Raw genomic sequence first — 22239 nt, forward strand, 5'->3', positions numbered from 1 at the left:
CCCTCATGCACCCCCCGCCCGCACCAACCCCGTCTCGTACGCCAGCACCACCGCCTGCACCCGATCCCGCAGATCCAGCTTGGTCAGGATCCGCCCCACATGCGTCTTGACCGTCGCCTCCGACAGCACCAACCGGTGGGCGATCTCCCCGTTGGACAGCCCCTGTGCCACCAACAGCAGCACCTCCCGCTCGCGCTCGGTGAGCCGGGACAGCTCAGCGCTGGTCGGCTGGTCCCCGCTGGGCGGCAGCATCGGCGCGAAGCGGTCCAGCAGCCGCCGGGTGGTGGACGGCGCGACCACCGCGTCGCCACTGTGCACCGCGCGGATCGCGGCGAGCAGTTCGGCGGGCGGCACATCCTTGAGCATGAACCCGCTCGCCCCGGCCTTGAGCGCGGCGAACGCGTACTCGTCCAAGTCGAAGGTGGTCAAGATCAGCACCCGCGGACCGCCCACGTCCGGGTGCCGGTCCGGACCGCCGCAGATCCTGCGGGTCGCCTCGACCCCGTCGAGCTTCGGCATCCGCACGTCCATCAGCACCACGTCGACGTCCGTGGTGCGCAGCACGTCCAGCGCCTCCGCGCCGTCGCCCGCCTCGGCGACCACCTCCATGTCCGGCTGCGCCTGCAACACCATGCGGAATCCGGTGCGCAGCAGCACCTGGTCGTCGACGAGCATGACCCGGATCGCCATTCCCTCAGCCCTCAATCCCTGTGCGTTGACCAAACTGACGTGTCGTCAGCTAGCTGGTTTGAGCGGCAGCTCCGCGCTGATCCGGAAGCCGCCGCCGGGCCGCGGCCCGGCGGACAGCGTGCCACCCACCATGGCGATCCGCTCCCGCATGCCGATCAGGCCCTGCCCGAGGCCGTCCGCGCCGCCCTCCTCGTACAGCTCGTGCTGCGCGCCGCGCCCGTCGTCCTCGATCAGCATCTTCAAATCGCTGTCACCGTAGGTGATGTGCACGGTTGCCCGGGCGTCCGGGCCGCCGTGCTTGCGGGTGTTGGTCAGCGCCTCCTGCACGATGCGGTACGCGGTCAGCTCGACCCCGCTGGACAGCGGCCGCGGGGTGCCGTCCACCTCGAAGTCCACCGGCAGGCCCGCGCCGCGCACCTGGTCTATGAGGTCGCCGAGCTGGTCCACACCGGGCTGCGGCACGTACTCGCCGCCGCTGTCGTCCGAGGCACGCAGCAGCCCGAGCAGGCGGCGCATCTCGGCCAGTGCCAGCCGCCCGGTCTGCGAGATGGTGGACAGCGCCTGCTTGGCCTGGTCCGGGGAGGTGTCCAGCACGTACGCGGCGCCGTCGGCCTGGACCACCATCACCGAGACGTTGTGCGCCACCACGTCGTGCAGCTCCCGGGCTATCCGGGCCCGCTCGGCGGCGACCGCGGCCTTCGCCTGCGCCTCGCGCTCCCGTTGCAGCCGCTCGGCCCGCTCCTCCAGCTGCGCGTAGTAGGCGCGGCGGGTGCGCAGACTGTCGCCGATCACCCAGGCCAGGAAGAAGGGAATGGTCATGAAGACCACGGCCAGGGCGATGTTGAACAGATGCCCGTTGTTCTCCGCACTGGTCGGCCAGCGCAGCTGGTACAGCCCAGCCGCGCTCAGCGACCCGACCAGCGCCAGCCTGCGCGCCCACTGGGCGCCCACCGAGGCGACCGTGTAGACGATCACCAGCATCGCGAAGTTGGCCAGTGAGGGGGTGAGGCTCAAGACCAGCTGCCCGATGCCGGTGATGATGGCCAGCAGCAGCATCTTCTCCGGCGCCCGCCGACGCAGCGCCACGACCAGGCACAGCGCCACCGCGGCCGGGAGCTCCAGCATGCGCGCGCCGCGCGTCCCCGACTCCGAGACGATCTGCAGCGCACCGAACCCGAACAGGACGAACGCCCAGAAGCTGTCGACCATGGTCGGGTGTCGGCGTAGGAAGTCGTAGAGGCGCTGCACGTAACCCAGCGTAGGCACGGGTCATACGTCATGGGGTCAACCGGTAGAGCGATCCTGGGCGGCACCCGCTACTCCGCAGGGTGGATGGCCGATCAAGCCACCGCCACCGCCTACGGTGGAGCGGTGACGACGCGGTGGCAGGGGTGGCGGCAGGCCACGGAGACGGCACTGTACGGACCGAACGGGTTCTTCCACCGGCCCGAGGGACCGGCGGGGCACTTCACCACGTCCGTGCACGCCTCACCGCTGTACGCCGCCGCCGTCGCGGAACTGCTGGCGCGGGTGGACCGGGCGCTGGGCGGCCCGCGCGAGCTGGCCCTGGTGGACGTCGGCGCCGGGCGCGGGGAACTGCTCACCGGTGTGCTGGAGCGCGTACCGGCCGGACTGGCCGGGCGGCTGACGCCCTACGCGGTGGAGCGCGCGGCGCGGCCGGAGGGCCTGGATCCGCGGATCCGCTGGTGCACGGAGCCGCCGCGCGGGGTGACCGGGCTGCTGTTCGCCAACGAGTGGCTGGACAACGTACCCGTCGAGGTGGCCGAGACCGACCAGCACGGGATGCCCCGCTACGTCCTGGTGCGCGCCGAGGACGGCGCGGAGCGGCACGGCGAGCCGGTGACCGGGGCGGACGCGGAGTGGCTCGACCACTGGTGGCCGATCTCGGGCGCGCCGGGCGCCCGGGCCGAGATCGGGCGCCCCCGGGACGCGGCGTGGGCGGAGGCGGTCGGCTCGCTGGCCCGCGGGCTCGCGGTGGCTGTCGACTACGCGCACCAGCGGGCCACCCGTCCGCCGTTCGGCACGCTGACCGGCCACCGCGCGGGACGGGCGGTGGATCCGGTGCCGGACGGCACCTGTGACCTGACCTCGCACGTGGCGCTGGACGCCTGCGCGGCGGCGGTGGGCGACGCCGCGTGCCTGCTGCTGTCCCAGCGGGACGCGCTGCGCGCCCTGGGGGTCGGCGGCACGCGGCCGCCGCTGTCCCAGGCGTCGAGCGATCCGGCGAGCTACGTGCGCGCGCTGGCCGCGGCCAGCCAGGCCGCGGAGCTGACCGCCGCGGGTGGGCTGGGTGATTTCGGCTGGCTGGTGCGGCCGGTGGGCATCGAGGTGGAGGCGGTTTTCACCGCCGCACCGGGCTCGTAGGAGACTGTCCCCATGACGGAGACGACGGTCGGCATCGGCGGCGCCGCGGAGGGCACCGACATGGTGCTCAACATCGGCCCCCAGCACCCCTCCACGCACGGCGTGCTACGGCTGCGGCTGGTCCTGGAGGGAGAGCGGATCAGCCACGCCGAACCGGTCATCGGCTACATGCACCGCGGCGCGGAGAAACTGTTCGAGGCGCGCGACTACCGCCAGATCATCATGCTCGCCAACCGGCACGACTGGCTGTCCGCGTTCTCCAACGAACTCGGCGTGGTCATGGCCGTCGAGCGGATGCTGGGCATGGAGGTGCCGGAGCGCGCGGTGTGGACCCGCACCCTGCTCGCCGAGTTGAACAGGGTGCTCAACCATCTGATGTTCCTCGGCTCGTACCCGCTCGAACTCGGCGGCATCACCCCCGTCTTCCACGCGTTCCGTGAGCGCGAGGAGTTGCAGAACGCCATGGAGGAGGTCTCCGGCGGCCGGATGCACTACATGTTCAACCGGGTCGGCGGCCTGAAGGAGGACCTGCCCAACGGCTGGCTCGGCCGGGCCCGCCAGGCGGTGGCCGACGTGCGCTCCCGGATGGACGTCTTCGACCGGCTGGTGCTAGGCAACGAGATCTTCCGCGGCCGCACCCGGGGGGTCGGCTTCCTCGCCCCGCAGACGGTGCACGCCTACGGGGTGAGCGGACCCCTCGCCCGCGCCTCCGGTGTCGACTTCGACCTGCGGCGGGACGAGCCGTACCTGGCCTACGGGGAGTTGACGGACACCCTCAAGGTGGTCACCAGGTCTGAGGGCGACTGCCTGGCGCGGTTCGAGTGCCTGCTGGAGCAGACCCACAACTCCCTTGACCTGGCGGACGCCTGCCTGGACCGGATCGCTGAGCTGCCGCCCGGGCCGATCAACCAGCGGCTGCCGAAGGTGCTCAAGGCCCCCGAGGGGCACACCTACGCCTGGACCGAGAACCCGCTCGGCATCAACGGCTACTACCTGGTGTCCAAGGGGGAGAAGACCCCTTACCGGCTGAAGCTGCGCTCGGCCTCGTACAACAACATCCAGGCACTGACCGAGCTGCTGCCGGGCACGCTGGTCGCCGACATGGTCGCGATCTTGGGCTCGATGTTCTTCGTGGTGGGGGACATTGACAAGTAGGCGACAAGTAGTCGGCGAAGACAAGCAGTCGACGAACAACGAAACGGCCCGGCGGACGCCGGGCCGTCGTGCGTGCGGATGACTACTGGGCGCGCAGGGCGCGTACGTCGATCTGCTCGGTCTCGTCGTGTGCGGTCAGGTCGATGACCTCCGGGTCGCCGTCCTTGCGCTGGCCCGCTTTGTGCTCGGCGTACGCCTCGTCGCCGATCACGTCGGCGAGGTCGCGGGCGGCCGGGGTCTTGTGCACGCCGAAGAAGTCGAAGCCGCCTTGTGGGCGCTTGGCCACGGCGCCGCGGGCCTGGGCGTACGGGAGTACGGCGGCCGAGGCCGGGACGAGACGCGGCTGTTCGGGCAGCGGCGCGTGCGCCTCGGCGGGGGTGGCCCGCCGCGGCACGGCCGGGGCGCGGTCCGCCGCCTTGGCGGCTTCGGCGGCTTCGGCCGCGGCGCGCTGGCGGGCGGCGTTGCGCTCGAAGTTGCGCAGCGCGTTGGCGGCCTTGAGGTATGCGGCCGGGGACACCGGGCTGCCGCCAGACGGTGTGGCGGAGGCGATGGCGCCGCGCGGTGCGGCGGCCTCGATCGCCAGCCTGCGGCGGGATTCCAGGGCGCGGGCCCGCTCGCTCTCGGCGGTGGCGTACCGGCGCAGCAGTTCCGCGTGCTCTCCGCGCAGGCGGGACAGCTCGCCGCGCTTGGCGCGCAGCGTGCTCTCCAGGCGGCGGCGGATTTCGCGGGACTCCTCCAGGTCGGTCTCCAGCTCGGCTATCCGCTCGTCGGTGCGCCATTCGTCGCGCAGCCGGGCGGCGGTCAGCTCGGCGACCCGCTTGCCCGCGGCGCGGTCCCAACTGCGCAGCAGAAACGCGCCGGTGCACGCGGCGGCAGCCGCCGCGCCGACGAGCGCACGCAGGACCACCGCATGATCACCGCTGGGACTGAACCAGGCACCGACCGCCAGGGCCGTAGCCGACCCGGCGACGGTCAACGGAGGAAGGAGCCTGTGCAGCGGCGGTGAATGGCGGTGTCGTCCACGTGGCATGGCTTGAAACTTAGCGCGCGAAAGGGGCCAGTGGGAGGGGACTGTCCGATTCGTCCCGTCCTGTTCTGTCACATATCGGATTGATCTTGCTCAACTCTTGATCAATCCCTTCGATTTGAGGTAGTCCGTGGCGACATCCGACGGCTTCTTCCGTTCCGCGTCCACCTGCTTGTCGAGCGCGGTCAGATCGGCGGTGGTGAGCACCTTCGTGAGCTTGTCCAACACCTCGGCGATCTGCGGTGATCCGGCGTGCTTGGCGTTCACCACCGGCAGCACGTTGTCGGCGTTCTGGAGCTTCTTGTCGTCCTGGAGCAGGACGAGGCCGAACTGGTCCAGGGTCGCGTCGGTGGTGGTGGTCAGCACCACCTGGTCGGTGCCGTCCTTGACCGCCTGCTTGGACTGCGGGGTGCCCACGCCCTTGGGGTCGATGCCGGTCACATCGATGCCGTAGGTCTGCTTCAGTCCCGGCTCGCAGAACGGCCGGTCCGGGCACTCGTCCCCGGCCGCCAGCTTCACCGGCAGCTTCGACCTGCCCAGGTCGCTCAGCGTCTTCAGATGGTGCTGGTCGGCGAAGGACTTGGTCACCGCGAACGCGTTCTGGTCCACCGCGTCGCCGACACCGAGCACCTTCAGCCCGCGCGGCTCGGCCAGCTTGGTCAGCGCGGCCACGGTGCCGGTCACGTCGGAGGAGGCGACCGGCTTGGCCTTCGCGCCGTTCATTTTGGCGTTGAGGAACTCTGCGAGCGTCGCCGCGTACTCCGGGACCACATCGATCTGGCCCTTCTCCAGGGCGGGTTCGTACAGCTCGCGGTTGTTCAGCGTCTGGACCGACGTGGCATATCCGGCGTCGCCGAGCACCTTCGCGTACAGCTGCGCCAGGACCGCGCTCTCGGTGAACCCGGCGGAGCCGATCACCAGCGAGCCCTTGCCCCCGGAACCACCGGACGACGAGCCGCCGCCCTGCTGCTCCAGACTCTTGCCACCGCAGGCGGACAGTCCCGCGGCCAGTACCACCACGGCCGAGGCCGCGCCGACGGCGCGTATGCCGCGCAGACCCTTGCTCATTCGGTTACCCATCTCCTAGGCGTTCCACGGGAGTTGACGGACCGGCGCACCGCACCGCGCCGGCGCCGCGACGGATCGGCGAACCGGGAGGCGACCGCGAACGCGCCCTCCACCAGCAGCGCGAGCACCGCGACCAGCAGCGCCCCCGCCACCACCTGTGCGGTGTCATAGCGGTTGAACCCGGCCGTGATCAGCCGCCCCAGACCGCCGCCACCCGGCAGCGCCGCGAGCGTGGCGGTGGCCACCACCTGGACCGCGGCGGTGCGCACTCCAGTCATGATCAGCGGGAAGGCCAGCGGGAGCTCCACCCGCAGCAGCAGTTGGCCGCCGGTCATCCCCATCCCGCGGGCGGACTCCACCACGTCCCGGTCGACCTCGCGCATCCCGACGTACGCGTTGGTCAGCACCGGCGGAACCGCGAACAGCACCAGCGCGATGATCGTCGGCCACTGCCCGTACCGCCCCAGCGGGCTGAGCACCAGCAGCACCAGCACCGCGAAAGTGGGCACCGCCCGCCCGGCGTTGGAGACGTTGACGGCCAGCGCGCCGCCCCGGCCGAGGTGACCCAGCAGCAGTCCGACCGGCAGCGCGATGGCGCAACTGATCGCCAGGCACACCACGGTGAGGTACAGGTGCTCCCCCAGCCGGTGCCAAACTCCGTCCGTACCTGCCCAGTTGGCACCGGTGGTCAGCCAGGTCCAGGCTCCGGTGACCGCGCCCATCACACCGCCGCCCTTCCGGCGCGCATCCATATTCGGCGCCCGGCACGCGCGGGCCGGCGTCCCCGCGTCCATGGGGTGAGCAGCCGCTGCGCGCCGAGCAGCAGCAGATCGGCGGCGATGGCCAACACCACGCAGATCGCCGAGGCGGTGAGCACCTGCGCCTTGAACAGGCTGTTCATTCCCTCGTAGATGAGGTTGCCCAGACCGCCGTAGCCGACTATGGCGCCGACCGTGGTGAGCGAGACGGCGGAGACGGTGGCTATCCGCAGCCCAGCCATCACCGCGGGCAGCGCCAACGGAAGCTCGATGCCGAACAGCAGCCGCAGCGGCCCGTACCCCATCCCGCGGGCCGCCTCCCGGGCGTCCTCGGGCACCGCATCGAGGCCCGCCAGTATGTTGCGCACCAGGATCGTCAGCGAGTACAGCACCAGGCCGGTGACCACCACCGCGGCCGAGACCCCGAAGACCGGCAGCAGCAGCGAGTACATCGCCAGCGACGGCACCGTGTAGAGCACCGTGGTGAAGCCCAGTACCGGACCCGCCGCCGGGCGCCAGCGCCGGGCCACCAGCGCCAGCGGAAAGGCCAGCAGCAGCCCGATCGCCACCGAGACGCCGGTGATCCACACGTGTTGCAGCGTGGCGTCGGTCAACTCCTGGGCGCGGGAGCGCACATACTCCCCGCAGATCCAGTCGTTCGCCGCCAAGCAGTCCGCACCGGCCATCTCGCTCACCTCCCCCGTCTAACCCGTGACGCGAGTGCGATGCCTGGTCCGAGTCGCTGGTTTCGCTCGACACCCGTTGCGCACGCACCGCGTTCGGTGTCTGACGACCCTAACCCGAGGCACTGACAACCGCCCGGGTCGTCACACGGCGGCAACGCCGCCTTCACAACCCGGGTGCGGTGTCAGCGGGGCGGGGTACGGTCGGGACACCGGCCATCGCGGCGACCACGAGCCGACCAATGAGGACGCATGATCCGATTCGAGCACGTCACCAAGGGATACCCGGACGGCACCGTCGCCGTCGACGACCTGTCCTTCGAGGTCGCAGAGGGCGAACTGGTCACGCTCGTCGGCCCCTCCGGCTGCGGCAAGACCACCACCATGAAGATGGTCAACCGGCTCATCGAGCCCACCAGTGGCCGGATATTCCTCGACGGTGAGGACATATCCACCCTCGATCCGGTGGTGCTGCGCCGCCGGATCGGCTACGTCATCCAGCAGGTCGGCCTCTTTCCGCACAAGACCGTGCTGGAGAACACCGCGACTGTTCCGCACCTGCTCGGCTGGCCGCGCCGCAAGGCCCGCGAGCGCGCCGCCGAACTGCTCGACCTGGTAGGGCTCGACCCGGCCACCCACGGTGCGCGCTATCCCGACCAGCTCTCCGGCGGCCAGCGGCAACGGGTCGGCGTGGCAAGGGCGTTGGCGGCCGATCCGCCGGTACTGCTGATGGACGAGCCGTTCGGCGCCGTCGACCCGGTGGTCCGCGAGCGGCTGCAGTCCGAGTTCCTGCGGCTGCAACAACAGGTGCGCAAGACGGTCCTGTTCGTCACCCACGACATCGAGGAGGCGGTACGGCTCGGCGACCGTATCGCGGTCTACGGCAGCGGGCGGATCGAGCAGTTCGACACTCCGGCGACCGTGCTGGGCGCTCCGGCGACGCCGTACGTGGCCGACTTCGTCGGCTCCGACCGGGGACTCAAGCGGCTCTCGGTCACCCTCATCGAGTCCGGTGACCTCGAACAGCCGCCGGTGGTGCGGCTGGACGACTCCGCGCGGGAGGCGGCCGCACGGTTGGCCGACGAGGAGGCCCGGTGGGCCGTGGTCCTCGACGGCGAGGGCACGCTGCACGGCTGGGTCGCCGCCGACACCCTCGGCGAGGGGGCGGTGCGGGACCACGCGCGTCGCATGGAGGCGTGGCTTCCGGTCGGGTCCAGTCTCAAGCAGGCGTTCAGCGCGATGCTCCAGCATGACGCGGGGTGGATCGCCGTCCTCGACGGCGACCACTTCCTCGGCGTGCTCACGCCGGGGAGGTTGCACGGCGCCTTGCGGCGGTCCGTGGAAGCGGAGGCGCGGGACGTCTCCCGCGGGGAGGTGCGGTTGGAGGCGGTACCGGGGGCGTGAGGGGGCTTTCCCTCACGCCGGTTGGGGGGGACGCTGCGATACCGCCCGGCCGCGATGTCGTGGTTACTCGCCGCTGCGGCGGGAGTTGGCGGGGGCGGACTCTTCGGAGCCGCCCCGACGTCCTGGCGTTTTGCGGCAAAGCCCCAAAAGAGACGTGGTTTGGGGGGTTGGCCAAACCCCGGGTGCGCGTCAGCCTTCGTCTTCTGGGAGGCGGCAGATGCGTTCCAGCCACATCGCGGACGCGCAGACGGCGATGCCCGTGAGGACGGACAGGCCCGCGTAGATGGCCTGATCGTGGCGGGCCGGGGTGTCGATCGGCGAGGTCAGCAGGAAGATCCCGGCGCCGCCGTAGAGCCCGGCCACCAGGGCGGCGACCAGGGCGCTGGCGTGGCCGAAGACCACCGCGCGGGCGGCCAGCAGCGGGTCCACGCCCTTGGCTCCCGGACGCCGTTCCCGCTGGGCGCGCAGCCTCGCGCGCAACGACAGCGCGGCGGCCGCGACCACCACGGCGATCAGCCCGAGCACGATGGGCGCCGCGGCGGGCACCCCCGGCAGCGTGCCCAGCGCGTCCCACATCCGGGCGCCGGCCCACCCCAGCACTCCGGCCACCAGGAACAGCCCGCCCAGCACCCGGAACCGAAGCTGCTTCAACAAGATCTCCTCATCACCACGCCGCCCTCCAGCATGAGGGCAACGTCTACTCCGGCAGGCGCAGTTCCACGTCCGAGCGCGGCGTGACGCCCTCCCGGCCGACGTGCGTCAACAGCTCCTCGACCGGTCCACGGCCCGGCAGTTCGGCCGCCGGGTCCACGTCATGCCACGGTACGAGAACGAAGGCCCGCTCGTGCGCGCGCGGATGCGGAAGGGTGAGCTGCGGGTCGTTGGAGACCACGTCCTGGTAGGAGACGATGTCCACGTCAATGGTGCGCGGGCCCCAGCGCTCGTCCCGGACCCGGACGAACGCCTCCTCGATCGCGTGGGCGCGCTCCAGCAGCGAGCCGGGCGGGAGGGTGGTCTTCACCAGCACCACGGCATTGAGGTAGTTGGGCTGGCTGCCCGGCTCGACGCCCCACGGCTCGGTCTCGTACACCGGGGAGACCGCTTTGACCCGCATGCCGGGCGTGTCGGCGAGCGCGTCGATCGCACCCTGGAGCGTCTCCAGCCGGTTGCCGAGGTTGCTCCCGAGCGAGACCACCGCCCATTTGGGGTTGTGCAAGGTGGTGTCGGCGGCATCGACACGCTCCTCGACGGAGGCGGGTACCGGCTGGACGGTGGGGTCGGAACTCACGGGCGCCTCCTATGGATGGTGATGGTCACGTCGTCGAACGGAACGTTGATCGGGGCGTGCGGCTTGTGCACGGTCACCTCGACCTCGCGTACCGGCGGGTGGGTCAGGCACTGGGCGGCGATCCGCTCGGCGAGCGTCTCGATGAGGTTGACCGGCTCGCCCTCGACGACCCGGACGACCTCCTCGGCCACCACGCCGTAGTGCACGGTCTTGGTCAGGTCGTCCTCGGCGGCGGCGGGCGCCGTGTCGAGCCCGAGCACCAGGTCCACCAGGAAGTCCTGGCCGTTCTCCCGCTCCTCGGGGAAGACCCCATGGTGCCCGCGGCCCTTCAAGCCGCGTAGCGCGACGCGATCCACGAGACACCACTCCTGCTGGTCGTCGGACATACGGTCGCAGGTCCCGCCGATCAGGTGCGGGCCCGCGCGGTTCGAGGCTCCCCGTCGAAGCCACGAACCGAAGCTACGTATCGAATCTACCTGCGAGCACCGACAACCCCTGCTGACGGGTGCCGCGCGGCGTCACCGACCGCCGGGCGCGGCCCACATGCAGGCGCCTTTACCCGACCCGCGCGCCGCCACTCCTGCCTTGGGGAGTTCTTGGCTCGAACGGGTGGCTGGACGTCATCCGGCTGACCACCGGCCACCTCCCGGCCACCGCCCGTACCACCAAGCGCTCCGCTGGGAGTGCGGTGATGTGCCGTCGATCGTCCGCAGCGGCACTGTGGCTGGTCGCGCCCACGCGGCGGAGCCGCACATGAACACAGCCCCGCGCCCCTTCGGGGCGCTGCCGAACCGCAGCGGACTTCGCCCGCCACTAGACGCCGGCCGTGCCGTCCCCGTACTCGTCGTCCTCCTCGTCCTCGGTCTCCTCGGCCATCACCGGAGAACCGTGGTGCGACCACAGCTTCCACCCCTCCGAGGTGAGCCGGAACACGTTCGTGGCCACCACCAGGCCGCCGACCAGCTCCCCCGCGGAACCGTCCGGCTGCGCGGGCCCACCGCTGAGGATGTTCTCACTGCACGTCACCAGCGCGGCGTCACCCGCCACCGCGACTTCGACATCCGTCAGGAAGAACTGCATGTAGTCGGTGTTCGCCATGATCAGCGCGTACGAGCGCAGTACGTGCCCGCGCCCGCGCAGCACCGGCCAGCCGGGGTGCACCACGCTCACCGAGTCCGCCAGCGGGCCGCCGAGCAGGATCTCCTCCAGCGCGGGCAGGTCGCCGGACTCCACCGCGTCGTAGAAGGCCTGGTTGACGCGCTCGACCGCCTCCCGCTGGTCGTCGTGCCCGATGGTCACACGGCTCCCTCGATCGCCCGGGCAACCCGTACCGCGTCCGCGGTCGGCCGTACGTCGTGCACCCGTACCGCCCAGGCGCCCTCGCGGGCGGCGATCGCGGAGACGGCCGCGGTTGCCGCGTCCCGCTCCCGGGCGGGCGGCGGGTCGCCCGCGTCCGCGGCGAGCACCCGGCCCAGGAACCGCTTGCGGGAGGCGGCCACCAGTAGCGGGCGGCCCAGCTCGCGCAGCCGGTCCAGATGCGCCACCAGCGCCAGGTCGTGTTCGGCATCCTTGGCGAAGCCCAGTCCCGGGTCGATCACGGTGCGCTCCGGGTCGACACCGGCCGCGACCACGGCGTCAAGGCGCCGCCGTAGTTCGTCCAGCACCTCCGTGACGACGTCCTGGTAGACCGCCCGGGTGTTCATGTCGATGCTGGCACCGCGCCAGTGCATCACCACGAACGGGATCCGGGCGGCGGCGGCCATCGGCACCATCGCCGGGTCGGCCAGGCCGCCGCTGACGTCGTTGACCAGCCGCGCCCCGGCCTCGACGGCCCGTTCGGCGACCGAGGCCCGCATGGTGTCCACGCTCACCAGCGCCCCGGCGGCGGCCAGCTCCCGTACCACCGGGATGACCCGGCGCATCTCCTCCGCCTCCTCGACGCGCCGCGCGCCGGGCCGGGTGGACTCACCGCCCACGTCGACCAGGTCGGCGCCGGAGGCGATCAGGTCGAGGCCGTGCTTGACGGCGAGTTCGGGGTCGAACCACAACCCGCCGTCGGAGAACGAATCGGGCGTGACGTTGACCACGCCCATCACCGCGCACCGGTCCCATTCGGGCAGACCGGCCACCCGGCCTCGCACATTCACCATGCCCAAAGCGTAGGGCCTGCCCGGCGGGATCTCCTTGGCCCGGCTCGCTCCCCCGCGGCACCCGCCGTCCCGCCGCAACGCGAACGGGCCGGTCCCCGCCAGGGGGACCGGCCCGCTTCAGCCGCTGGCGTCAGGCGGCGCGACCGCTCGCCGCGGCCAGCCGCTTGTGCTCGGGGTGCGCGCACTCCCGGCGCTGCGGCTCCTTGCTGACGAACGGGATCCAGCGCCGCACCCGGGCGGGCAGCTCCAGGGTGATGAACGCCTCGGCCTGCATCACGGCGAAGCCGATCCGGGGCAGGTCGCGATGGGTCGGGAAGACCATGAACCGCGGCTCCCAGACCGGCTGGAACTTGGCGTTGAACTTGTACAGTGACTCGATCTGGAACCAGCGGGAGAGGAACACCAGCAGCCCGCGCCAGAAGCGCAGCACCGGACCGGCGCCGATCCGCTCACCGCGGGCGAGCGCCGAGCGGAACATCGCGAAGTTCAGCGACACCCGGGCGATGCCCAGCTCCTGGGCGTTGGTCAGGGCGTGCACGATCAACAGCTCGTTCATGCCCGCGTCGGCCGAGCGGTCGCGGCGCATCAGCTCCAGCGAGATGCCGTCCTCACCCCACGGGACGAAGTGCAGCACGGCCTTGAGATCGCCGTGCGGCGACGGGTCGTCCTCGATCTTCTTGTGCGCGGTGACCACGACGCAGTTGCCGTCCTGGGGGTCACCGAAACGGCCCAGCGCCATGGAGAAGCCGCGCTCGGTGTCGGTGCCGCGCCAGTCGGCGGCGGCGGCGCGGATCCGGGCCCGCTCCTCCTCGTCCAGGTCGCTGACCCGGCGCATCCGGCAGCTGTAACCGTTGCGCTCGACGCGCTTGACCATCTGGCGGACATTGCGCATCGCCCGGCCGGACAGCGAGAAGGAGGCGGTCTCGACGATCGCCTCGTCGCCCAGCTCCAGCGCGTCCAGGCCGGTCTCCCGGGTCCAGACCTCGCCGCCGGTCTCGGAGCAGCCGACCACGGCCGGGATCCAGGCGTGCGCCCTGGCCTCCTCCATGAACCGCTCGATGGCGCCCGGCCAGGCCTCCACGTCACCGATCGGGTCACCGCTGGCGAGCATCACGCCGGAGATCACCCGGTAGGAGATGGCCGCCTTGCCGGTCGGCGAGAAGATCACGCTCTTGTCCCGGCGCAGCGCGAAGTGGCCGAGCGAGTCGCGCCCTCCGTGCTTCGCCAGCAGGCCGCGGAGCTGCTCCTCGTCGTCCGGGCTGAGCACGGCCGCCGGGTGCTCCGGGCGCAGCACCAGGTACGCGGTGCTGAACAGGATCAGGAAGCCGAGGCCGCCGAGGGAGTAACCGACGATGTCCGCGGTGCGGTCGTGCACGTAGTGCACCGGGCCGCCGAAGCCGAACAGGCCGTACAGGACGGTCTTCAACCGGTCCAGGAAGGTCGGGTTGCCGACCTCGGAGTTCGGGTGGGCGCTGACGATCAGCAGTCCGATGCCGAAGCTGACGGCGGAGAGCACCACGAAGTTGAACAGCGCGCGCCAGCGGGTACGCGGGTCGGACAGCGCCGTGAACTGGCTGCGGTGTGTGAGCAACACCACCATCAGGCCCGCTGACAGGGCGGTGTCGACTATCGACACCCGGTGGTGCAACACCTCCGCGAGCACCCCGGCGGGCAGCAGTACGACCGCGGCCGTCCAGGCCCGCCGCTTGCGGCGCTTGAGGCCGTGCGCCAGCATCAGCATCAACAGGCCCAGGATGATCGAGGCGGCTGCCGCGATGCTGCTCACGGCACCGGGCAGATAGCCCGCCCAGGCGTGCACCCGGCTGTGCCTGAGCTGCGGGATGATCCCGGTCGCCAGGTCAAGCAGCCCGATCAGGGCGCCGACCGTGCCCACGAGTGCGGGCACCTTGCTGCTCGGGGTGAACCGCGGGAGGCGTGCGCGTGAATCCTGTGTGGCGGACGACTCAGTCATTGATGCCGCCCCCTGACGGAACCCTTTCAAGGCGTTCGGCATCTTTGTGTGCAGACATCGGTCTCCCAGCCCCGATCAATGGATCTTCCGGTCCGATGTGCGTCGGCCGTGCGAGTTCTGTGCGTCCTCTAGGACGAGAGCTTCGGCCGTGAGGTTCCACTTGGCGGGGCTGGACGGCCGGTACACCGAACGGAAAGCGCCTCATGGGTCTCACTAGTAAGAAACTCCTGGTCTTGGTCATCGTGGTCGCGGTGGCCTTCTTCGTCGCCACCATCTGGCTGTGGCCACGACTGTCCCGCCAAGGGGTCAAACCCATAGCGGGCCGGATCGGGCTGCTGTTCGGTGGCCAGATGGCGATCCTTGCGGCATTGGGGCTGTCGATCAACTCGTACTTCGGCTTCTACTCCTCGTTCGCGGATCTGTTCGGTACGAACCAGGACCCGGGCCAGGTCGTGGACTACACGGCGGGCGCCACCAACGGCAAGGACGGCCTGGAGCACCTCGGCTCGCAGGGCGTCGGAGTGCCGGGCGGCGGGTCGCCGGACAAGGCGGGCCGGATCGACAAGGTCCAGATCAAGGGTGCCAAGACGGGCATCACCACCCCCGCATATGTCTACCTGCCGCCGCAGTACTTCCAGAAGGGTTTCAGCAAGCAGAACTTCCCGGCGTCGGTGATACTCACCGGTTACCCGGGCACCGCCGAGTCGCTGATCACCCGGATGAAGTATCCGCAGACGGCGACGGAGCACATCCAGCAGGGCAAGATGCAGCCGATGATCATGGTCATGATGCGCCCGACCGTGGTGCCGCCGCGTGACACGGAGTGCATGGACGTCCCCGGCGGCCCGCAGGTGGAGACGTTCTTCACCAAGGAGCTGCGGCAGGTCATCTCGGCCAACTACCGGGTCGGCAACGCCCCCCAGAACTGGGGCGTCATGGGCGACTCCACCGGTGGCTACTGCGCCCTGAAGATGTCGATGCGGCACCCCGACGACTACTCCGCGGCCGTCTCGCTCTCGGGTTACTACAACACCCACAACGACCCGACCACGGGCGACCTGTTCGGTGGCAGCAAGCAGCTGCAGAACGAGAACGACCTGATGTGGCTGCTGAAGAACAAGCCGGCCCCGAAGGTCTGGGCGCTGGTCACCAGCAGCAAGCAGGGTGAGTGGGACTACAGCCGCACGGTGGCGTTCATGAAGGCGGTCAAGCCGCCGATGCAGATCGCCTCGATCATCCTGCCCAGCGGCGGGCACAACTTCACCACCTGGAACCGTGAGGTGCCGAGCGCGCTCGACGCGCTGAGCCAGCACCTCACCCAGTAGGAGCCAGGCAGGAGTCAGATAGGAGCCAGTAGGACCCATCCCCTGCGGGGGCGCACCCGTTCAACGCGGCCGGGAGGACGTTCGTCCTCCCGGCCGCGGCGCGTTCTGCTCTCGGCGGATCTGGGGCTTCGCCCCCAACCCCTAGCGGGCCAGTATCAGGCTCATCGCTTCGGCGCGGGTTGCCGGGTCCCGTAGCTGGCCCCGCACCGCCGAGGTGGTGGTCTTCGCTCCGGGCTTGCGGATGCCGCGCATCGACATGCACATGTGCTCGCACTCCACCACCACGATCACCCCGCGTGGCTCCAGGATGTCCATCAGGGAGTCCGCGATCTGCGTGGTGAGTCGTTCCTGCACCTGGGGGCGGCGGGCGAACACGTCCACCAGCCGGGCCAGCTTCGACAGTCCGGTGATCTTGCCGCTGGTGGCCGGGATGTAGCCGACGTGCGCGAAGCCGTGGAACGGCACCAGGTGGTGCTCGCAGGTGGAGTACACCTCGATGTCCTTGACCAGCACCATCTCGTCATGGCCGAGGTCGAAGGTGGTGGTGAGCACGTCCTCCGGGGACTGCCACAGGCCCGCGAAGATCTCCTTGTACGCGCGTGCCACGCGTGCCGGGGTTTCCCTGAGGCCCTCGCGGTCCGGGTCCTCTCCCACCGCGAGCAGGAGTTCACGCACGGCGTTCTCGGCCCGCTTCTCGTCGAACTCGCCGACAGGGGCCGCGTCGACCAGCGTCACCGGGTCGGTCATATGAGCCTCGTTCCTGGTACACGTAACACTTGGGCAATGCAAAGTGAAATGCCGCGCCTCCCAGGCTAGAACCTGGGAGGCGCGGCGTTCATTCCGGGCGGATCAGCCGTCGCCGGGCTCCTGCTTGCCGGAGTCCTCCGGCAACTCGACCGTGTCGGTCGGCTGGGCCTGCGGCTGCTTCACCGTGGAGACCGTCGGCTGGGCGGTGCCGTTGGCCGTGCCCGAGCCGTTGGCCATCGCCAGCTCGCGCGGCGAGAGCACCGGCGGGCGGGTCGACGGCGTACGGCGCGAGGAGCCGGTCCACGCCGGGCGCGGCGGACGCTTGACCACCGGCTTGAAGATCTCCGCGACCTCCTCCTTGTTCAGCGTCTCCTTCTCCAGGAGCGCCAGAACCAGGTTGTCCAGCACGTCACGGTTCTCGACCAGGATCTCCCACGCCTCGTTGTGCGCGTTCTCGATCAGCTTCTTGACCTCTTCGTCCACCAGGCCCGCGACCTCTTCCGAGTAGTCGCGCTGGTGACCCATCTCACGGCCGAGGAACGGCTCGGAGTTGTCGGTACCGAACTTGATCGCGCCGAGCCGCTCGGTCATGCCGTACTGGGTGACCATCGCGCGGGCGGTGGCGGTCGCCTTCTCGATGTCGTTGGCGGCGCCGGTGGTCGGGTCGTGGAAGACCAGTTCCTCCGCCGCCCGGCCGCCCATGATGTAGGCGAGCTGGTCGAGCATCTCGCTGCGCGACTGGGAGTACTTGTCCTCGTCCGGCAGCACCATGGTGTAGCCGAGGGCCCGGCCGCGCGGCAGGATCGTGATCTTGTGGACCGGGTCGCTGTTCGGGCAGGCCGCGGCGACCAGGGCGTGTCCGCCCTCGTGGTACGCGGTCGCCTTCTTCTCCTTCTCGCTCATGATCCGGGTCCGCTTCTGCGGTCCGGCGACGACGCGGTCGATCGCCTCGTCCAGCATCTTGTTGTCGATGAGCTTGCGGTCACTACGGGCGGTGAGCAGCGCGGCCTCGTTGAGGACGTTGCTCAGGTCGGCGCCGGTGAAGCCGGGGGTACGGCGGGCGACGGCCTGCAGGTCGACGTCCGGGGCGACCGGCTTGCCCTTCTGGTGGACCTTGAGGATCTCCAGACGGCCCTGCAGGTCCGGGCGGTCCACCGCGATCTGTCGGTCGAAGCGGCCCGGGCGCAGCAGCGCCGGGTCCAGGATGTCCGGCCGGTTGGTGGCCGCGATCAGGATGACGCCGCCCTTGACGTCGAAGCCGTCCATCTCGACCAGCAGCTGGTTGAGCGTCTGCTCGCGCTCGTCGTGGCCGCCGCCGAGGCCCGCACCGCGGTGCCGGCCGACGGCGTCGATCTCGTCGACGAACACGATCGCCGGGGCGTTCGCCTTGGCCTGCTCGAACAGGTCACGGACCCGGGAGGCACCGACACCGACGAACATCTCGACGAAGTCGGAACCGGAGATCGAGTAGAACGGCACCCCGGCCTCGCCCGCCACGGCACGCGCCAGCAGCGTCTTACCGGTGCCGGGCGGGCCGTAGAGCAGCACACCCTTGGGGATCTTGGCGCCGACGGCCTGGAACTTGGCGGGCTCCTGGAGGAACTCCTTGATCTCCTGGAGCTCCTCGACCGCCTCGTCCGCGCCCGCCACGTCGGCGAACGTGGTCTTGGGCGTGTCCTTGGTGATCAGCTTGGCCTTGGACTTCCCGAAGTTCATCACCCGGGAGCCGCCGCCCTGCATCTGGTTCATCAGGAACAGGAAGACGACGACGATCAGGACGAAGGGCAGCAGCGAGAGCAGAACGCCGACGAACGGATTCTGCTTCGACGGCGAGATGGTGTAGCCGTCGGGCAGCTGCGTGCCGCCGCGCTGGTGGTCGTCGACCTGGGTCTGCAGCTTCGCCGCGAGGTCGGCGCCCTGGCGGCCGATGTAGCTCGCCTTGATCTTGTCGCCGAGGTCCTTGCCGTCGACCTTGGCGCCCGGCTTCAGCTGGACCGAGATGGTCTGCTCGTCACCGGTGGTGATTTTGGCTGACTGGGCGAGTCCCTGGTCGACCGCGGCGACGACCTGGCCGGTGTCCACCGTCTTGTAGCCGCCCGTCGAGCCGACGACCTGCATCAAGACGACCACGGCAAGGACGGCCAGCACGATCCACATGACCGGCCCACGGAAGTAGCGTTTGACGTCCATCCATGCGGGGCGAAAACGTGCCCCGTCCCTCCTGCCACAGTGAGAGCACCTCGGCCCCTTCGGCCGACGTGCGCTAGCTAGGTGTATGACCCGACGGTGTATGACCCGACCTTCGGACGGTACCTCAGCATTGTCACCTGATGCTGCCGAGGACCGTTAACAAACCCCTCTTCCCTTGCTCCAACGGCAGGAAACCGGGGTCGGTTCCCCGGTCTCCACACCGGGTTTCCGCAATCTCGTCCAGCCGGTCGGCGTGTCAGCCGCCGTAGACGCGCGGGGCGAGGGTACCCACGAACGGCAGGTTGCGGTACTTCTCCGCGTAGTCCAGCCCGTAGCCCACCACGAACTCGTTGGGGATGTCGAAGCCGACGTAGGTCACGTCGATGTCGACCTTGGCCGCCTCCGGCTTGCGCAGCAGGGTGCACACCCGCAGTGAGGCCGGGCCGCGCGAGCTGAGGTTGGACAGCAGCCAGGACAGGGTCAGACCGGAGTCGATGATGTCCTCGACGATCAGCACATGGCGCCCGGCGATGTCGGTGTCGAGGTCCTTGAGGATGCGGACCACGCCGGAGGACTTGGTTCCGGCACCGTACGACGACACCGCCATCCAGTCCATGGTGACATCGCTGGACAGTGCGCGGGCCAGGTCCGCCATCACCATCACGGCGCCCTTGAGGACACCGACGATCAGCAGGTCCTTCCCGGCGTAGTCCCTGTCGATCTCCGCGGCCAGCTCGGCCAGCTTGAGGTCGATCTCTTCCTTGCTGATGAGCACCTTCTCCAGGTCGGTGCCCATGTCCTTCTCGTTCACCCGCGCTACTTCCTGCAAGGCCTGCCGGCTCGGTACGTCATTCGGCTGCGGTCGTCCGCCGGAAAACCAGTCTGCCATTCGACCGACGGGCCTCGACGCCCCCGGGCAGGTTGATCGGGCCCTGCCCGCGCCAACCGGTGATCAGCCGGTCGGTCTCCTCGATGTGCCGGGAGAACAGTGATCCGGCCGGGCTGCCCGCCATGATGGCCGCGCGGCGCAGGACCCGGCGGCGCACGGCGGAGGGCAGCGGGAAGAGCTTGTCGGGGTCCAGCGCCTCGTCCGGGTCGCCGTCCACCGCGGCCTCCCGGGCGGCGGCCGCGGCCCACTGGTCGAGCGCGTCGGCGTCGTCCCGGAACAGCTGGGCGGTACGCGCCAGTGAGGCGACCACCCCGCGGCCCAGCGACTTCTCCAGGACGGGCAGCGCCTCATGCCGGACCCGGGCGCGGGTGTACGCCGGGTCGGCGTTGTGCGGGTCCTCCCAGACGTCGATGCCCTGGGCGATACAGGCCTTGCGGGTGGTCTCACGGTCGAGCAGCAGGAACGGGCGGCGGTAGCGGCCGCCGGGGCCGGAGACGGCGGCCATGCCGGACAACGAGCGGGTGCCGGAACCGCGGGCGAGCGCCAGCAGGACGGTTTCCGCCTGGTCGTCGCGGGTGTGGCCGAGGAGCACGGCGGCGGCGCCCAGCTTGGTGGCGGCGGCGTCCAGGGCGGCGTACCGGGCGTCACGGGCGGCGGCCTCCGGGCCGCCCTGACGGCCTACGGTGACGCCGAGGGCCTCCACGGGATCGAGGCCGAGGTCGCGCAGCCGGTGGACGACGTCCAGGGCGCGGGCGGTGGAGCCGTTCTGCAGTCCGTGGTCGACGGTGACGGCACCGGCGCGTACGTCGAGCTTGCGGGCCTCGAAGGCGAGGGCGGAGGCGAGCGCCATGGAGTCGGCGCCGCCGCTGCAGGCCGCGAGGACCAGCGGGCGGTCGGCCAGGGCCAGGGTGGTGGGAGTGGACTCGGAGGGTGCGGCGGGGGTGCGGGCCAGGTCGTTGAGCACGTCGTGCAGTACGCGGCGGACCGCCAGGCGTATCGCGGCGACCGCGGGGTGGGGACCCATATCCATTCCTCCTGAAATACACAGCCCACCTGAGGATTATGGGAGGGCCGCGGGGGGATGACGGAGCGTGGCTAGATGGTGACAGATATGGAGCGTTACCCGAGCATCGCACGCCTACCCATCGGCCATGGTCCCTCGGACGGGTGAACTGTGGGGCGCTCAGGGTTCATGAATCAGTGCGACGATGCACCCTCGCGATCCAGTCCGCCGGTTTGGCGATCTCCGCCTTGGTGGGCAGGGTATTGGGCGAGGTCCAGATCCGGTTGAAACCGTCCATGCCGACCTCGTCGACCACGGAGCGCACGAAGCGTTCGCCGTCCCGGTACTGGCGCAGCTTGGCGTCCAGCCCGAGCAGCTTGCGCAGTGCCTGGTCGAGCCGCCCGGCGCCGGTGGCGCGGCGCTTTTGGAACTTCTCCCTGATCTCGGCGACGGAGGGCACGACGTCCGGCCCGACGCCGTCCATCACGTAGTCCGCGTGGCCCTCCAGCAGCGACATCACGGCGGTCAGCCGGGCCAGGATCTCCCGCTGGCCCGGGGTCTGGACGATCTCCACCAAGCTGCGGCCCTCGCTCTGCTCCCCCTCGGGCCGGGCGCCGACGAACGACTGGGCGGCCTCGCGGATCCGCTCCAGCAAGGTGGCGGGGTCGACATCGGTCTGCGCCAGGAACTCCTGGATCTCCGACTCGATGTGGTCGCGCAGCCAGGGCACGGCGGTGAACTGGGTGCGGTGGGTCTCCTCGTGCAGGCAGACCCACAGCCGGAAGTCGTGCGGGTCCACGTCGAGTTCGCGCTCGACGTGCACGATGTTCGGCGCGACCAGCAGCAGCCGCCCGGTGCGCGGCTCGCCGGGCTCGGGGAGCACCGGGCCCGCGGGCAGCTCGCGGGTGGCCGGGGCGAAGGTCTCGTACTGGCCGAGCACCCGGGAGGCGAGGAACGACAGCAGCGCGCCGACTTCGACGCCGGTGACCTTGCCGCCGACCGCGCCGAGCACGGCCCCGCCGGGGAGCGCGCCGCGGCGCGCCTGCATCTTGTCCAGCAGCGGCTTGAGGATCTCGCGGAAGCCCGCGACGTTGGCCCTGACCCAGCCCGCGCGGTCCACGACCAGCACCGGGCTGCCGTTCTGGTTCGCGTCGGGGCCGCCCGGGCCGTACATCCGCGTGAAGGACCGGACGTGTTCCTCGGAGGACCTGGCGTGGCGGCGCAGTTCGGTCACCACGGACCGCGCCTCCTCGCGGCTGACGTCGGGCCCCGGGCGTACCAGCCGGGTCGCGGTCGCCACCGCGAGGTTCCAGTCGACCATCTCCGCACCACCGATGCTCGTCATGGCTTCACGGTACGTGGCGCCGGGCGCCTTTCGCCGCCCGGCGCTGATTTTCCGCCCGCCCCGGGGGCCGCGGGGGCGCGGGGGCGCCTCCGGCTGGGGTGGGGTGGGGTCCGGGTCGGCGGGTGGGTGCGCCTCCGGCGGGGTCGGTTTCGGGGGGGTG

The 22239-nt window shown here is 70.6% G+C and carries 21 protein-coding genes; 4 read left to right on the plus strand and 17 right to left on the minus strand.

Annotation, left to right across the window (positions count from 1 at the left end):
• Window positions 1–3: 3 nt before the first annotated feature.
• Together NON19_RS31420 and NON19_RS31425 are read right to left on the minus strand one after the other, a co-directional pair.
• Window positions 4–690, minus strand: a complete 687-nt coding sequence (locus NON19_RS31420; protein ID WP_255932663.1) for a response regulator — start codon at window positions 688–690, stop codon at window positions 4–6.
• A gap of 45 nt (window positions 691–735) precedes the next feature.
• Complete coding sequence (locus tag NON19_RS31425; protein WP_255932665.1) at window positions 736–1938, minus strand: sensor histidine kinase; 1203 nt, start codon at window positions 1936–1938, stop codon at window positions 736–738.
• An 84-nt stretch (window positions 1939–2022) separates the two neighbouring features.
• Here NON19_RS31425 and NON19_RS31430 point away from each other — a divergent pair, with 84 nt between their 5' ends.
• The gene (locus NON19_RS31430) at window positions 2023–3075 is read left to right on the plus strand and encodes an SAM-dependent methyltransferase (RefSeq protein WP_255932667.1); all 1053 of its coding nucleotides are present in this window, start codon (window positions 2023–2025) and stop codon (window positions 3073–3075) included.
• Window positions 3076–3087: 12 nt separating this feature from the next.
• Window positions 3088–4230 (plus strand): NADH-quinone oxidoreductase subunit D, encoded by a 1143-nt coding sequence (locus tag NON19_RS31435; RefSeq protein ID WP_255932668.1) that lies wholly within the window; start codon window positions 3088–3090, stop codon window positions 4228–4230.
• Between the two features lie 82 nt (window positions 4231–4312).
• Here the strand turns inward: NON19_RS31435 and NON19_RS31440 are convergent, their stop codons facing one another.
• The 4 genes from NON19_RS31440 to NON19_RS31455 all read right to left on the minus strand — a co-directional run bounded on the left by NON19_RS31440 (window position 4313) and on the right by NON19_RS31455 (window position 7769).
• Window positions 4313–5260 (minus strand): coiled-coil domain-containing protein, encoded by a 948-nt coding sequence (locus NON19_RS31440; protein ID WP_255932669.1) that lies wholly within the window; start codon window positions 5258–5260, stop codon window positions 4313–4315.
• Between the two features lie 90 nt (window positions 5261–5350).
• Window positions 5351–6325, minus strand: a complete 975-nt coding sequence (locus NON19_RS31445; RefSeq protein ID WP_255932670.1) for an ABC transporter substrate-binding protein — start codon at window positions 6323–6325, stop codon at window positions 5351–5353.
• Window positions 6322–7047, minus strand: coding sequence for an ABC transporter permease (locus NON19_RS31450; protein WP_255932683.1), 726 nt, complete (start codon window positions 7045–7047; stop codon window positions 6322–6324). Before NON19_RS31450 ends, NON19_RS31445 begins: the two co-directional genes overlap by 4 nt.
• The gene (locus NON19_RS31455; RefSeq protein ID WP_255932684.1) at window positions 7047–7769 is read right to left on the minus strand and encodes an ABC transporter permease; all 723 of its coding nucleotides are present in this window, start codon (window positions 7767–7769) and stop codon (window positions 7047–7049) included. The genes NON19_RS31450 and NON19_RS31455 overlap by 1 nt, the downstream gene beginning before the upstream one ends.
• A gap of 249 nt (window positions 7770–8018) precedes the next feature.
• Between NON19_RS31455 and NON19_RS31460 the strand changes: the two genes are divergently transcribed.
• Complete coding sequence (locus NON19_RS31460) at window positions 8019–9170, plus strand: ABC transporter ATP-binding protein (protein WP_255932671.1); 1152 nt, start codon at window positions 8019–8021, stop codon at window positions 9168–9170.
• A gap of 189 nt (window positions 9171–9359) precedes the next feature.
• Here NON19_RS31460 and NON19_RS31465 read toward each other — a convergent pair whose 3' ends face one another.
• From NON19_RS31465 to NON19_RS31490, 6 genes are all read right to left on the minus strand, one after another.
• The gene (locus NON19_RS31465) at window positions 9360–9821 is read right to left on the minus strand and encodes a DUF3180 domain-containing protein (protein WP_255932672.1); all 462 of its coding nucleotides are present in this window, start codon (window positions 9819–9821) and stop codon (window positions 9360–9362) included.
• Between the two features lie 46 nt (window positions 9822–9867).
• Window positions 9868–10458, minus strand: coding sequence for a 2-amino-4-hydroxy-6-hydroxymethyldihydropteridine diphosphokinase (gene folK / locus NON19_RS31470; protein WP_255932673.1), 591 nt, complete (start codon window positions 10456–10458; stop codon window positions 9868–9870).
• Window positions 10455–10814 carry a dihydroneopterin aldolase gene (folB, locus tag NON19_RS31475; protein WP_255932685.1) on the minus strand — a complete coding sequence of 120 codons (360 nt, stop codon included), beginning with the start codon at window positions 10812–10814 and terminating at the stop codon, window positions 10455–10457. The genes folK and folB overlap by 4 nt, the downstream gene beginning before the upstream one ends.
• Window positions 10815–11271: 457 nt before the next feature.
• Window positions 11272–11751, minus strand: a complete 480-nt coding sequence (locus tag NON19_RS31480; RefSeq protein ID WP_372514365.1) for a nuclear transport factor 2 family protein — start codon at window positions 11749–11751, stop codon at window positions 11272–11274.
• Between the two features lie 2 nt (window positions 11752–11753).
• Window positions 11754–12608 carry a dihydropteroate synthase gene (gene folP, locus NON19_RS31485; protein ID WP_255932675.1) on the minus strand — a complete coding sequence of 285 codons (855 nt, stop codon included), beginning with the start codon at window positions 12606–12608 and terminating at the stop codon, window positions 11754–11756.
• A 130-nt stretch (window positions 12609–12738) separates the two neighbouring features.
• A complete protein-coding gene (locus tag NON19_RS31490; protein ID WP_255932676.1) occupies window positions 12739–14580 on the minus strand; it encodes a phosphatidylglycerol lysyltransferase domain-containing protein in 1842 nt (613 codons plus the stop codon).
• Window positions 14581–14783: 203 nt separating this feature from the next.
• Between NON19_RS31490 and NON19_RS31495 the strand changes: the two genes are divergently transcribed.
• Window positions 14784–15905 carry an alpha/beta hydrolase gene (locus tag NON19_RS31495; protein WP_255932677.1) on the plus strand — a complete coding sequence of 374 codons (1122 nt, stop codon included), beginning with the start codon at window positions 14784–14786 and terminating at the stop codon, window positions 15903–15905.
• A 141-nt stretch (window positions 15906–16046) separates the two neighbouring features.
• On the opposite strand, the gene folE is transcribed toward NON19_RS31495, so the two are convergent.
• The 5 genes from folE to NON19_RS31520 form a co-directional block, all read right to left on the minus strand.
• On the minus strand, window positions 16047–16652 hold the full coding sequence (gene folE, locus NON19_RS31500; RefSeq protein ID WP_255932678.1) for a GTP cyclohydrolase I FolE: 606 nt from the start codon (window positions 16650–16652) through the stop codon (window positions 16047–16049).
• 102 nt (window positions 16653–16754) lie between these two features.
• A complete protein-coding gene (gene ftsH, locus NON19_RS31505) occupies window positions 16755–18842 on the minus strand; it encodes an ATP-dependent zinc metalloprotease FtsH (RefSeq protein ID WP_255932679.1) in 2088 nt (695 codons plus the stop codon).
• Window positions 18843–19098: 256 nt separating this feature from the next.
• A complete protein-coding gene (hpt, locus tag NON19_RS31510) occupies window positions 19099–19653 on the minus strand; it encodes a hypoxanthine phosphoribosyltransferase (RefSeq protein WP_255932680.1) in 555 nt (184 codons plus the stop codon).
• Window positions 19654–19690: 37 nt separating this feature from the next.
• Window positions 19691–20755: a tRNA lysidine(34) synthetase TilS gene (tilS, locus tag NON19_RS31515; protein WP_255932681.1), complete on the minus strand. Its 1065-nt coding sequence runs from the start codon at window positions 20753–20755 to the stop codon at window positions 19691–19693.
• Window positions 20756–20921: 166 nt separating this feature from the next.
• A complete protein-coding gene (locus NON19_RS31520; RefSeq protein ID WP_255932682.1) occupies window positions 20922–22079 on the minus strand; it encodes an Rv3626c family coenzyme F420 biosynthesis-associated protein in 1158 nt (385 codons plus the stop codon).
• Between the last annotated feature and the right edge of the window lie 160 nt (window positions 22080–22239).

Origin of the sequence: Streptantibioticus rubrisoli, assembly GCF_024436055.1 — a bacterium.
Lineage (GTDB): Bacteria > Actinomycetota > Actinomycetes > Streptomycetales > Streptomycetaceae > Streptantibioticus_A > Streptantibioticus_A rubrisoli.

Coding starts and splice junctions, on each gene's coding strand:
- NON19_RS31420 (WP_255932663.1), bottom strand. CDS start 690: ATGGCGATCCGGGTCATGCTCGTCGACGACCAGGTGCTGCTGCGCACC.
- NON19_RS31430 (WP_255932667.1), top strand. CDS start 2,023: ATGGCCGATCAAGCCACCGCCACCGCCTACGGTGGAGCGGTGACGACG.
- NON19_RS31435 (WP_255932668.1), top strand. CDS start 3,088: ATGACGGAGACGACGGTCGGCATCGGCGGCGCCGCGGAGGGCACCGAC.
- NON19_RS31440 (WP_255932669.1), bottom strand. CDS start 5,260: ATGCCACGTGGACGACACCGCCATTCACCGCCGCTGCACAGGCTCCTT.
- NON19_RS31445 (WP_255932670.1), bottom strand. CDS start 6,325: ATGAGCAAGGGTCTGCGCGGCATACGCGCCGTCGGCGCGGCCTCGGCC.
- NON19_RS31450 (WP_255932683.1), bottom strand. CDS start 7,047: ATGGGCGCGGTCACCGGAGCCTGGACCTGGCTGACCACCGGTGCCAAC.
- NON19_RS31455 (WP_255932684.1), bottom strand. CDS start 7,769: ATGGCCGGTGCGGACTGCTTGGCGGCGAACGACTGGATCTGCGGGGAG.
- NON19_RS31460 (WP_255932671.1), top strand. CDS start 8,019: ATGATCCGATTCGAGCACGTCACCAAGGGATACCCGGACGGCACCGTC.
- folP (WP_255932675.1), bottom strand. CDS start 12,608: ATGGTGAATGTGCGAGGCCGGGTGGCCGGTCTGCCCGAATGGGACCGG.
- NON19_RS31490 (WP_255932676.1), bottom strand. CDS start 14,580: ATGACTGAGTCGTCCGCCACACAGGATTCACGCGCACGCCTCCCGCGG.
- NON19_RS31495 (WP_255932677.1), top strand. CDS start 14,784: ATGGGTCTCACTAGTAAGAAACTCCTGGTCTTGGTCATCGTGGTCGCG.
- folE (WP_255932678.1), bottom strand. CDS start 16,652: ATGACCGACCCGGTGACGCTGGTCGACGCGGCCCCTGTCGGCGAGTTC.
- ftsH (WP_255932679.1), bottom strand. CDS start 18,842: ATGGACGTCAAACGCTACTTCCGTGGGCCGGTCATGTGGATCGTGCTG.
- tilS (WP_255932681.1), bottom strand. CDS start 20,755: ATGGGTCCCCACCCCGCGGTCGCCGCGATACGCCTGGCGGTCCGCCGC.
- NON19_RS31520 (WP_255932682.1), bottom strand. CDS start 22,079: ATGACGAGCATCGGTGGTGCGGAGATGGTCGACTGGAACCTCGCGGTG.